Origin of the sequence: Arthrobacter sp. V1I7, assembly GCF_030817015.1 — a bacterium.
Classification (GTDB): Bacteria; Actinomycetota; Actinomycetes; order Actinomycetales; family Micrococcaceae; genus Arthrobacter.
The window spans coordinates 1,736,177-1,748,018 of record NZ_JAUSYS010000001.1 but is presented as its reverse complement, the minus strand read 5'-3'; the positions used below and the strand labels follow the sequence as shown (position 1 = coordinate 1,748,018).

Genomic DNA, 11,842 nt, shown 5'->3' with positions numbered 1-11,842 from the left:
CCATTTCTAACCGGCTATTTCTATCCAGCGGATGGCGAGCGGGAGCGAGCATTGATAGACGGCTTCGCGGATTCCGGCGAAGTAGTTGATTTCGATGGTTGTGCCGCCGCTGCCCGCTAATCCGCCGGCTCCGGTCCTCCTGCGGTCACGACGATGGCACCGCTCGCCGTCGAATCCGGGTTCAGCATCCAGCCGACGCGCTTGACCGTGCTGAGCATGACCACACTCTCCACCAGTTCAATGCCGGGGACCTTCTGCTGCAGGGCCAGTTCCGCATCCATAACGGCGGCCAGGGACTGGAGCCACATGATGATCACAAAATTCGTGGGGCCCGTGGTTGAGGCGCTGAGGCGCACATTCCGGATGGTCCGGATAGCGGCCGCGGCGGCGTCGTGCTGGCCTGCCGGGACGCGGACGAACCACTGACAGGTGACTGGAAAGGACGAGTATTTTTGCGCCATCTCACATCGCAGGGACAAGATCCCGCTGGTGAGCACGCGGTTCAGCTGGCGCTGGACGGTCGCCGGATTCCGGCCAAGCGCACGTGCGATGTCGGCCGCCGTCGCACGTCCATCCTTCGCAAGAAAGGGCAGGAGGTCCAGATGGCTTGCCGGCAGCGGCGCCCGCACCGCGCCGGGACGTTCTGCGTCCGGTGGCAGGGATCTCCCCAGCGCCCGGAGGGATGCCTGCTGGGCACGGCTCAGTACGTTCAGCCGCCAGGCATAACCCCCTGTGTGCAGCCGCGTGCACAGTGCGGTCTGGTACTTGAGCAGGCCGTCAATGTCCTTCAGCCGTGACGCCACCCTGGTGCTGAACTCCTCCAGCGATCCGGTAATGACAGTCAGCATCAGGTCCCGGTTACTCGCCGCCTCTTCTATCGTGACGATCTGCGGCATCGCAGCCAGCTGGGCCGTGACGTTTTCCCTTTGGTTCATCTCGCAGTCCACGGCCACAAACGCGAGGCACATCTGCTTCGGGTCACCGATCAAATGCGCCGTGACCCAGGAGACTCCCCCGGACCGCAACCGCTCCCAGCGGGCCGCCAGCGTGGTCGCATGGACACCAAGAATCCCTGCGGCGTCCGCCCAGCTCAGGCGTGGTTCGATCTGCAGGGCGTTGATCAGTGCCAGGTCTTCCTCGCTGAGATCCAAGCGTCCCTCCCTGCATAAATCCTGCCTGCCGGCCATTAGAAATGTATTTTTCCAGCACTTCAGCTCCTTGTGAAGTACGCCACTTCAGAATAGACCACAGAGCCTGAACCACAGATGAGGAGCACACGTGCCGATTACCGCAGACGCCCGGGAGCTACAGCCGGACCTTTCCCGGCTCCGCCGCGGCTTGCACCGCGAACCCGAGATCGGCCTGCAGCTGCCGCGAACCCAGGAAAAGGTCCTCAGGGCCCTGGACGGGCTGCCCTACGAAATCATCCTGGGCAAGGAGACGACGTCGGTCACCGCGGTCCTCCGCGGCGGCGGACCCGGCGCTGCGGCCGGGGCTGACCGGCCCGCCGTGCTCCTGCGCGCGGACATGGACGGGCTGCCCGTCCAGGAAAAGACCGGCGTCGAGTACACCTCCACGATCGACGGCGCCATGCACGCCTGCGGCCACGATCTGCACACGTCCATGCTGGCAGGAGCGGCCACGCTGCTGGCGGAACGCCGGCACCAACTGACCGGCGACGTCGTGCTGATGTTCCAGCCGGGCGAGGAAGGTTTCGACGGTGCGAGCTACATGATCCGCGAGGGCGTCCTCGACGCCCCCGGCCGGCGGGTCGATGCCGCCTACGGCATGCACGTGTTCTCCTCGCTGGAGCCGTACGGCACGTTCTGCACGAAGCCGGGCGTCATGCTGAGCGCCTCCGACGGGCTGGTCGTCACCGTGCTTGGTGCCGGCGGCCACGGCTCCACCCCGCATGCGGCCAAGGACCCGGTTCCGGCCGCGGCCGAAATGGTGACGGCCCTGCAGGTCATGGTCACCCGCCAGTTCAACATGTTCGACCCCGTGGTCCTGTCCGTGGGCGTCCTCCACGCCGGCACCAAGCGGAATGTCATCCCGGAAACCGCGCGCATCGAAGCCACCATCCGGACCTTCTCCGAAGAGTCCCGGCAGAAAATGATGGACTTTGTGCCGCGGCTGCTCCGGGGAATCGCCGCCGCTCACGGCCTCGACGTCGACGTGGATTACCAGCAGGAGTATCCGCTCACCATCACAGACGAGGATGAAACCCACACAGCGGAAAAGGTCATCGCCGGCCTGTTCGGCGGATCACGGCTGACGCGCTGGGCCACCCCGCTGGGCGGATCCGAGGATTTCTCCCGCGTGCTCGCCGAAGTGCCGGGCACGTTCGTCGGCCTGAGCGCGGTGCCCCAGGGCACCGACCATGCCACCTCGCCGTTCAACCACTCGCCGTACGCAACGTTCGACGACGGCGTGCTGGCCGACGGGGCCGCCCTCTACGCGGAACTCGCCATTTCCCGTTTGGCGGCGCTCGCTGCCACTTCTCCGGCCGACGCTCCGACCGCAACACAAGCCTCCTAGCCCGCCCACCACAGGGAGAAAAACCATGACCGCCATCACCAACGCGCAGAGCGCGAACCGCGTGTCCACCCGGAAGACCCTCGTCGGCACCGGTATCGGAAACGCCGTCGAATGGTACGACTGGGCCATCTACGCGACTTTCACCCCCTTCATCGCCAGCCAGCTGTTCAGTAAGTCGGATCCGGCGTCGGCCGTGCTGTCCACCCTGGCGATTTTCGCCGTCGGCTTCGTCGCACGCCCGTTCGGCGGATTCCTCTTCGGCTGGATCGGCGACCGCGTGGGCCGCAAGGCCTCCATGACGCTGGCCGTCGGCCTGGCGTCGCTGGGCAGCCTGATGATCGGCGTCGCCCCGACCTTTGCGAGCGTCGGCGCCTGGGCGTCACTCATGCTGCTGGTGGCGCGGCTCGTCCAGGGCCTGGCCCACGGCGGTGAGTTGCCGTCGTCACAAACTTATCTCGCGGAAATGGCGCCCAAAGAGCACCGCGGGTTCTGGGCCACGCTGATCTACACCTCCGGCACCGTGGGCATCCTGTTCGGAACATTGTTGGGGGCGGTCCTGAACATGGCGCTGAGCGCCGAGGCCATGAACGCGTGGGGCTGGCGGATCCCGTTCCTGATCGGCGCCGCCATGGGCCTGTATGCGCTGATCATGCGGTCCAGGCTGCACGAGACGGAGGCTTTCGAGGGCGAGTCGGCCACGGAGAAGCGCGCCCCGATCTGGCCCCAGGTTGTCCGCTACCGCAAGCAGGCCCTGCAGGTGATCGGCCTGACGGTGGGCCTCACGGTGATCTACTACATCTGGGGCGTTGTGGCCCCAAGCTATGCCACCACCGCCCTGAAGATCGACCGCGGAGAAGCACTGTGGGCCGGCGTCATCGGCAACATCGTGTTCATTGCCGCCCTCCCCTTCTGGGGGAAGCTGTCGGACCGGATCGGGCGCAAGAAGGTCCTGTGGGCCGGGGCCGTCGGGTCCGCCGTCATGCACTTCCCCATGACGTGGCTGCTGAAGGATTCGGCGTGGCAGCTCGCCGTGGGCATGTCCGTGATGCTGATTTTCATCGCTGCGAGCGCGGCCATCGTGCCGGCTGTCTATGCGGAACTGTTCCCCACCAGCATCCGTACGGTGGGCGTGGGTGTTCCGTATTCCATCTGCGTGGCGCTGTTCGGCGGGACCGCGCCCTACCTCCAGCAGTGGCTCGGCACGACGCTCCAGTTGCCCAACCTGTTCAACGTGTACGCGGTGGCACTGCTCGCGGTCAGCGCGGCATTCATCTTCACCCTCCCCGAGACCAAAGGCAAGGACCTGACACATTAGCGGGCGCCCTCCGGATCCCGCCGAGCCATGACCGCTACACTTTCGGGTTCCTCCCCCGCCCCGAAAATTCCCTTAAGCTTGCTGCCTTCGGAGCATCGCATATACCCGCCGTGAAACTGTCCTGCTCAGGTAACCTGAGCGGGACAGTTCCAGTCCCGCGAAATAGGCCCTGCCATGAACATCGCCGTGGTGGACGCAGGAGGAAACCCTAAGGTTCACCGGGATGGACCGTGCCTGGCTCGATCAGAAACGGGCACGGCCTGCAGATGTAGGGCTGCTTGTGGCGCCTCGGGCAGGGCCGGTCAAGCTCCGTGGGCATGGGCGCGGATTGCTCCGATCACCGGCGCCGATCCCTGGGTGCGGTACACATCGATCGGCCGGGCGCCGAGGTGCCCGTTGTACCCGCACATCCAGATCATCGCCTGCGCCGGCGTGAAAGCACTGTGCAGATGGCCTACGAGGGCATCCAGGTCCGCAAGCTGGAGCCGTCCCTCCGCATCCGGTGCATCCCGGCCGGACGCCCAGCGGTTCAAAAGTTCCTGGCTGACGCCCAGAAGGGGTGCCGCCGCGTCACTGCCGAGCGAATTTATGAGCCGCTCGGTGATTGCCTTCGGGCTGTAGCCGGGAGCATCCCGCAGCTCCGCGAGGCTGGCGAACACCGTGGTGGCGGACAATGCGGGTTCCTCGATGCTCCGGTCTTGAAGTTCTTCCATACTCCAAGGCTATGCATTCGCGCCCCCATGGAGTAGGGCCGCTGTGCCCTCTTGGGGGCTTGTAAGCCCGGCGGCGGGGAGCGGCGTACGGATTTACCGCGGCCGAGCACCGATGCCTGTTCATCCAGCCCGGGGACCGGCGTCGTATTTCCTAGATCACTGGTTTCTCCAGTTAACTGGCGTCGGACTATTCACTCAGTGTATAGATGGGGGTGTGAACAACTCCCTCACCCTTCTGGGCCTCCTCAGCCGCCAGCCCAGCTACGGCTACGACCTCAAGCACTCCTATGACCGCTACTTCGGAACCGGGAAGCCCTTGGCCTTCGGTCAGGTGTATTCCACCCTGGCCCGGATGATCCGTGATGAACTGATCCGCGCTTTGGGAGAGGAGACCGGCGGCGGCCCGGACCGGAAGAAGTATGAGATCACGGCCGCCGGCCAGGACAAGGTGCGCCGCTGGCTGTTCACCCCCGACGTTCCCTCCGAGACCATGCAGAGCGAGCTGTTCGCCAAGACAGTGATCGCCCTGCTGCTCGACGACGACGCCGACCGGCTGCTGGACGTCCAGCGCGCCGAGCATATGGCCCGCATGCGTGAACTGACCCGCCTGAAGCAGGACGCGGACCTGCTGCAGGTCCTGATGTGTGACCACGGCCTGTTCCACATCGAAGCCGACCTGCGCTGGATCGAACTCACCAGCGCCCGCCTGACACAACTCAAGAAGGAGCTCCAGAAATGAGAACCAAGGACACCGCTGCACCCATCCTCAGCGCCCGCGGCCTGTTCCACTCCTTCGGACCGACCGACGCGCTGCGCGGGATCGACCTCGACGTCCATCGCGGCGAAGTGCTCGCCGTCATGGGCCCCTCCGGATCCGGCAAGTCCACGCTGCTGCATTGCCTGGCCGGTGTGCTCGCGCCGGACGGCGGTTCGGTGACGTACAGTCCCGCCGGCCGGTCCCCGATGGAGATCAGCGCCCTCGCTGAGCCGAAACGGGCCCGGCTGCGGCTGACCGATTTCGGGTTCGTCTTTCAGTTCGGCCAGTTGCTGCCGGAGCTCACAGCGGTGGATAACGTCAGCATCCCGCTGCTGCTGGCCGGGACCAGGCGGCCGGAGGCGCTGCGCCGGTCAGCGGACCTGCTGGAACGCCTCGGTCTGGAGGGGATGGCAGCGAAACTGCCCGGTGAACTGTCCGGTGGACAGGCCCAACGCGTCGCCGTTGCCCGCGCGCTCGTGACCTCCCCCGCCGTGCTGTTCGCCGATGAGCCCACCGGCTCCCTGGATTCCCTCGCATCCGAGAACGTGCTGACGCTCATGCTCGAGCTTGTCCGCGACGCAGGGACGACGGTGGTGATGATCACGCACGATGCGCGCACCGCCGCGTATGCGGACCGGGAAGTCATGGTGCGCGACGGCGTGATCGGCGCCGGCTACCGGGTGTCCGCGTGAATCCCGGGTTGCTCAAACTGGCCGTCGTCGGCAGCCGGTCCGCCTACGGCAGGCTCGCCGGAATCGCCGGAGGGGTCGCTGTCGGAGTGTGCCTGTTGTTGCTGCTGTGGGGCGGCGCCAACGGTTTGAGCGCCCGCGATGACCGCGGTGCCTGGCTGCGCGAAACCGGGATGTCCTCAGTGTCCGTTCCGGTGGCAGCCGGCGATCCGTCCGCTTCCGGACCGGCAACACCGGTGCCGCTGACCGCAGACACGGTGCTCATGGAGACCAACCCGGTGGAGGTCTTCCGCGACCAACTGATCAACCGCCGCAACTTCGCAGCGCTTTCGACGACGACCGTTCAGATTCCCGGGATCGGAAACCCTCCGGCGCCGGGCCAGTACTATGCCTCCCCGGCCCTCCAGCGCCTGATCGAGTCAACGCCCCGGGACCAGCTCGGAGACCGCTTCGGGCAGTTCGCCGGCACGATTGACGATGCTGCCCTGCCCGGCCCGGATTCCCTGATCGTCATCACCGGCGCCACGGAATCCGAACTCCGCCAGGGCGGGAGGGCGTCCCTGGTGTCAGGGTTCACCACCAACCCCTATGGAGGCAGCGCGGCCGCCTACAGCACGGTGCTGCTCATCGGGGCCATTGCGGTGTTCTTCCCCGTTCTGCTGCTGATCAGCATTGTCACCGGCCTGGGTGCAGCCCAGCGCCGGGAGCGCTTCGCGACCCTGCGGCTGATCGGCGCATCCCCACAGACAGTCTCGCGGATCGCCGCCGTCGAAACCGCCGTCCCCAGTCTGATCGGCGCGATCTTCGGCGTCGTCCTGGCCACCCTGCTGAGACCGGCTACGGCCCAGATACCGGTCAACGGCACCAGGATGTTCACCGCCGATCTGGCCACTGGCTGGTTGGCCGCCGCCGCCGTCGTCGGGCTGGTCGTGACGGCCTCGGCCCTGGTGGCCGGATACCGCACTGCTCGGGCAGGCATTGGGGTGACGCGGTCCGTACATGAAAAAACGCCCACCGTATGGCGGATCGTGCCGTTGCTGACTGGGCTGGTCGCCATGATGATGGCAGTCGGGATCACCCGGATCCCGCAACTGCGCTCACCTTTGCTTGAGCTGCCGCTGCTCGTCGGCGGTTTTGCGCTGATCCTGGCGGGCATAGTGGTCATCGGACCGTGGCTGACGCGGCTGACGAGCCGGATCGGGCTACGCCAGGCGCGCAGCGCGGCGGCAGTCATTGCCGCCAGCCGGATCCAAAGAACCCCGGTCGCGACATTCCGCTCCGTATCGGGTCTGGTTGTCGCAGTGTTCGTTGTCTCCGTCTTCGCCGGAGCATCCAGCATCATCCAATCAACAGAGGCGCCGCCGGCGCGACCGGGTTTGCTCCAGCCCACCAGTCTCCACGCGACAGTTGGCGCCGGACACACTCCGGCTCAGGTGTCGGAGGCCATGCGCCAGGCCAAGGAACTGCCCGGAGTCCGGAACGCCACCATCGGCTACGGCGCCGCAGCCCTCTCAGAAGGGAATGCCGGCCCTAAAACCTACTTTCGCGCCGCGGATGCTCCTGGTTTGGGTTTCGAGGAAATCCCAAGGACAGAGATCGTTGCCGTCGATTCGTCGTTCCTCCGCCTCTGGACAGAGCAGCCGCTGCCGCTGACCCCTGCTCCCGTCGACAGCCTGAATGGCCTGGTACCGGTCGTAGTGGTGGTCGGCACCGACGGGACCCCCGAGGCCATGGACCGTGCGCGGACTCTTTTGAACAGCTCAGGCGTCACTGCGCATCCCGCCACCTCCTCCTTGGACAACGAGCTGCAGAGCCCAACGCGCCTTGTTCAGGGACTGGCGGTGCTCGCCTACCTCGGCATGTTCGTGGCGATCGCAATCGCTGGCATGTCCCTGGCCGTCTCCACTGCCTCCGCTGTCCTGGACCGAAAAAGAGTCCTCGGCCTGATGCGGTTGATGGGCATGCCGGTATCCGTCCTGCGCCGGATCATCAGCCGCGAGGCTGCCGTTCCGCTCCTGACCGTGCTGCTGCTCTCGATCGGACTCGGGTTCTTTGTGGCGTGGCTGATGGTCACCGGCATCAACGACACCTATCGGATGACCTGGCCTGCGCCGGACTACTTCGCGGCCTTGGCCCTGAGCCTTCTCCTGGCCCTCAGTGCGGTCATAGCAACATTCAGCCTCCTCAGGGGACATACCGCATTGGCTGCTACCCGCTTCGAATGAAAGCGCCGCACCCGCAAGAACGTCGGTCCATCCTCATGCGGTAGGCGGTGTGGATCCGCAACACCTGACCACGCGCTGCGACGGTGAGAGGGATGGCCCGCGGGGCGGAAGCATTGTGAGTCCGGGAGCAGGGCCCGGAAACTGGCTCAAAGAATGAATCATCTGGCTTTTAGGTTGAGATTGCAGCGATACCGGCAGAAGCAGTGATGGCCGCGGATATGGTGACAGACATGGAATCAGTTCTGAAATTTGCACGGCGTTGGGGCGCCCCCGTGGCGGCCGTCATCTTCTTCTCCCTGTGGTGTGTGGCCGAGGCCGGCAGGATGGGAGGGTCCTGGCTGACTTGGTCAGGGAACTGGCCGCTGGCGCTGATGACGCTGGCCGTTGCTACGGCCACCTGGAAACCGCTGGTGTCGCTCGGGTTCACGGTTGCACTCCTTGCCGGACAGTTAAGTTATGCCCTGCCTCCGATGTATTCCAATCACTGGGCCATCTACCTGGGCTCCTTTGTCGCGCTTGGCTTCATCCTGTGGACCGCACCACGGCGGATGCGGTACATCGCGGCGGGCGCCAATCTGGTGTTCGTGGCCCTCATGACCTTCCTCATGCTCTCGTGGAGATACGGCGGCGGCGTCGGCTGGTACATGCCCATGAATTCCGGTGACAGGCCGATGTTCATGAGGTATGGCTGGCAGTTGTTCGCGCTCCTCCTGCTGATCGCCGGCGCCTGCGCCGCCGTCGGACTTCTGCTGGCGCTGTACCAGGAACGGGGCAGCCTTTTCCGGGCCCGTGAGCTGGCCCAGAGCAGCCTGAAGGAAACCGAGATCAGCCTGGTCGTGGAGCAGGAGCGGACACGCATCGCCCGCGATCTCCACGACGTCCTCGCCCATTCCCTGGCGGTCATCGCCGCGCAGGCGGACGGAACCCGCTACCTGAGCAAGGACCAGCCCAAGGCCGTCCTCAACGCCTTGGACACCATCGCCCGATCGGCCCGCAGCGCGCTGGTCGATGCCCAACGCGTCATTGAAGGAGTCCGCGATGACGGCATGGTCACGCCCCAACCGCGGCTAAGCGATCTCAAGGCGCTGATTGAGGGCATGCAGCGCGGCAGTCTGAACATCCACCGCAGCGAATCCGGGGCGGCCGTGGAGCTCTCGACGGGCCAACAGGTGGCGGTCTTCCGGATCGTTCAGGAATGCCTGACCAATGCCCTCAAACACGGCGGCCGCGGCACCGATGTTCGGCTCCACTTTGACTGGACCGGGCCCGGCCTCACCCTGCACGTGGCCTCGGAAATAGCCGGCATCGGCCCGGAAGACGCCGCCGATCCGGCCCCACCCCGGGTCGGCCGCGGACTTCCCGGTATGCGCGAACGGGCCCATCTCGCCGGCGGCTGGCTCACGGCCGGGCCCGACGGCGAACACTTCCGCGTGACGGTCTTCATCCCCTACGGAACCCGGGAACCCAGACCGGGCGACACTGCGGCCGGCACCGATACCGGGGGCTCTCTTCCAGAAACTGCGGGTGCGGAAGCCGGACCGGTGACGGCCGCAGGAGGCCTGCCCCGGCCGGCGGGGCCTGACCCGGAAGCGGACGACCGTGGCTGACGCCGGGTCACGCATCACCGTGGCCCTGGTGGATGACCAGCCCCTGTTCCGTGCAGGCATCCGCATGCTCGTGGAGAGCCAGGAGGACATGGAACTCTCCGGAGAGGCCGGCGACGGCGAACAGGCGGTAGCCCTGGCAACCGAACGGCGGCCCGATGTCATGCTGATGGACCTGCGGATGCCTGTCCTGGATGGAGTCGAAGCCACCCGGCGAATCGTGCAGCAGGCCGATGCGGTCGGCACCGACAAGCCCAGGATCATTGCCCTGACCACCTTCAATCGCGATCAGGCCGTGGTCCAGGCCGTGCAGGCCGGGGCCAGCGGGTATCTGCTCAAGAGTGCGGAACCGGAATTCCTGCTCGCGGCCATCCGCACCGTTCACTCCGGCTACTCCGTGATCGCACCAGGATCCATCCACTCCCTCTTCGAGCATGCCGCCCGCAGTGCTCCGGCCGCGGGCCCGGACCTGTCCGTTCTCAATGTCCTCTCGGTGCGGGAGCGGGACGTCTTTCTGCTCGCGGCGAAGGGCCTGAGCAATGGCGAAATGGCCGAGAGCCTGTTCGTCTCCGAAGCCACCATAAAAACCCACCTGCGCAGCGTGCTGGACAAGCTGGAACTCCGCACCCGGCTCCAGCTCGTCGCCTTCGCCCACGAACGCCGCCTTTTGGGCGCCTGAACAGGCAGAACGTGAAAACAGCCCCGCACGCGTCTGCGTGCGGGCCTGCGCGGACAGATGCTGAGAGAGCAATGCTGTGAAGTCGCTGCCGGAGGAATTCGCCGCCACGCTGCCACGCATCAGCGGACTCGAAGCCCGAACTTTCACTCGACAGGCCAGAAGGACCTCCGGTCACTCGGGGGGGCCAAAAGGGACAGCGGCACCCCGCAGTGGCGGACGCCGTTTCGGCTAGCCGTCAGAAGAGATCTGCCAGATCCTCGTTGGCCTGGTCCACATCAAAGGCTTTGGGGTCCACCGTCTCGCCCGGTTGCAGTCCCAGCCACTCCCGGTATTCCTCGTGCTCCTCGTGGCCCGGATCGTTGACGGCCTGGACGATGTTCGACCAGCCCCAGGTGCCGCCGCTGTCTTCCGCCGGGGCGGCACCGCGCCCCGCGGTGCTCCGCGGCAGCTCCCCGCCGCCGTCGTTCGCTAGAATTTTCTCTACCGTGATGGGCGTGCACCCAGTCGTCGCCGAAGTCATATGTGTACGTCATGACGCTGCCCGCGGCTGGCAGCAATTCGCCGACAGTCACCGTCGACTCGTCGAGAGAAGGTTCGCCGTAGAAATCATCCTCGCCCTCCGGGTCCACCGGCGCATAGGTGGGGCCGTCGAATCCGCCGGTCTGGAATTGGTGCAGGTGGTAGTCCAGCCAGCCGAACAGTGCCTGGATCACCTGGTGCAGCTGGGTCAGCGGCATCCCGGCAGGAACCAGAACCCGCCGCCAGATGGGCGGCTTTGAATTCTTGAGCATGATCTTCAGCTGCAAAGTTGAGGTGGCAGCCGGCTGAGCCGCCGTCACGGACGACTGAAGAGCTGCAGACTCAGCACTTGTCGGTTCAAAATCCGCATCGTCGGGGGCCTCCGCGAGGCCCAGGTCCGCGAGCACCCGGACGTTGTCGAACACATGGGCAAAGCAGCCGACGAGCGCCGGCGGCACCCGGAAATGGGTGTCGATGGTCAGCAGCCCCAGCTCGGCCAGCGCTTCCAGACGCTCCACGGCCATGTTGGCCAGCAGGCCGGCCATCATTCTGTGCGCTTCCGGCGCGTGGTCTGCGGTATTTAGGACGCGTTCCAGCAGCGGCGGGTCCGCCGTCGTCGCAGCGATCAGGATGGATGCCTGCAGCCCGGCGACCGGCTTTTCCCACGGCAGCGTCGGATCGTAACCGAGCACAGCCGTCTCCAGGAAGCAGTCAATGAAATAGGTGATCTCCTGCAGCCGCTCCGAGGCCCCGCCGGTCAGGAAGTCTCCGGAGTCCACGCCCAGCACGGCCGCCACCCACCT

10 protein-coding genes and 1 pseudogene are annotated in these 11,842 nt (G+C 65.9%); 7 read left to right on the top strand and 4 right to left on the bottom strand.

Annotated elements, in window-relative coordinates:
• Positions 1–116 precede the first annotated feature (116 nt).
• Positions 117–1,151, bottom strand: a complete 1,035-nt coding sequence (locus tag QFZ69_RS08175; protein WP_373461833.1) for an Lrp/AsnC family transcriptional regulator — start codon at positions 1,149–1,151, stop codon at positions 117–119.
• 127 nt (positions 1,152–1,278) lie between these two features.
• Between QFZ69_RS08175 and QFZ69_RS08170 the strand changes: the two genes are divergently transcribed.
• Both QFZ69_RS08170 and QFZ69_RS08165 read left to right on the top strand, forming a co-directional pair.
• Positions 1,279–2,538 (top strand): M20 family metallopeptidase, encoded by a 1,260-nt coding sequence (locus QFZ69_RS08170; RefSeq protein ID WP_306917147.1) that lies wholly within the window; start codon positions 1,279–1,281, stop codon positions 2,536–2,538.
• A 25-nt stretch (positions 2,539–2,563) separates the two neighbouring features.
• Positions 2,564–3,853 carry an MFS transporter gene (locus tag QFZ69_RS08165; protein WP_306917145.1) on the top strand — a complete coding sequence of 430 codons (1,290 nt, stop codon included), beginning with the start codon at positions 2,564–2,566 and terminating at the stop codon, positions 3,851–3,853.
• A 302-nt stretch (positions 3,854–4,155) separates the two neighbouring features.
• Here QFZ69_RS08165 and QFZ69_RS08160 read toward each other — a convergent pair whose 3' ends face one another.
• Positions 4,156–4,566, bottom strand: a complete 411-nt coding sequence (locus QFZ69_RS08160; RefSeq protein WP_306917144.1) for a hypothetical protein — start codon at positions 4,564–4,566, stop codon at positions 4,156–4,158.
• Between the two features lie 214 nt (positions 4,567–4,780).
• Between QFZ69_RS08160 and QFZ69_RS08155 the strand changes: the two genes are divergently transcribed.
• The 5 genes from QFZ69_RS08155 to QFZ69_RS08135 all read left to right on the top strand — a co-directional run bounded on the left by QFZ69_RS08155 (position 4,781) and on the right by QFZ69_RS08135 (position 10,520).
• Positions 4,781–5,305 (top strand): PadR family transcriptional regulator, encoded by a 525-nt coding sequence (locus QFZ69_RS08155; protein ID WP_306917143.1) that lies wholly within the window; start codon positions 4,781–4,783, stop codon positions 5,303–5,305.
• A complete protein-coding gene (locus QFZ69_RS08150) occupies positions 5,302–6,015 on the top strand; it encodes an ABC transporter ATP-binding protein (RefSeq protein WP_306917140.1) in 714 nt (237 codons plus the stop codon). Before QFZ69_RS08155 ends, QFZ69_RS08150 begins: the two co-directional genes overlap by 4 nt.
• Positions 6,012–8,237 carry an ABC transporter permease gene (locus QFZ69_RS08145; RefSeq protein ID WP_306917136.1) on the top strand — a complete coding sequence of 742 codons (2,226 nt, stop codon included), beginning with the start codon at positions 6,012–6,014 and terminating at the stop codon, positions 8,235–8,237. Before QFZ69_RS08150 ends, QFZ69_RS08145 begins: the two co-directional genes overlap by 4 nt.
• A 230-nt stretch (positions 8,238–8,467) precedes the next feature.
• Positions 8,468–9,844, top strand: coding sequence for a sensor histidine kinase (locus QFZ69_RS08140; RefSeq protein ID WP_306917134.1), 1,377 nt, complete (start codon positions 8,468–8,470; stop codon positions 9,842–9,844).
• The gene (locus tag QFZ69_RS08135) at positions 9,837–10,520 is read left to right on the top strand and encodes a response regulator transcription factor (protein WP_306917132.1); all 684 of its coding nucleotides are present in this window, start codon (positions 9,837–9,839) and stop codon (positions 10,518–10,520) included. Before QFZ69_RS08140 ends, QFZ69_RS08135 begins: the two co-directional genes overlap by 8 nt.
• A gap of 235 nt (positions 10,521–10,755) precedes the next feature.
• On the opposite strand, the gene QFZ69_RS23305 is transcribed toward QFZ69_RS08135, so the two are convergent.
• Both QFZ69_RS23305 and QFZ69_RS23300 read right to left on the bottom strand, forming a co-directional pair.
• Positions 10,756–11,040 carry a hypothetical protein gene (locus tag QFZ69_RS23305; RefSeq protein ID WP_373461832.1) on the bottom strand — a complete coding sequence of 95 codons (285 nt, stop codon included), beginning with the start codon at positions 11,038–11,040 and terminating at the stop codon, positions 10,756–10,758.
• Positions 11,024–11,563 (bottom strand): annotated as a pseudogene (locus QFZ69_RS23300) (plasmid pRiA4b ORF-3 family protein); the annotation flags it as partial. The pseudogene QFZ69_RS23300 and the gene QFZ69_RS23305, both read right to left, overlap by 17 nt.
• Positions 11,564–11,842: the final 279 nt, after the last annotated feature.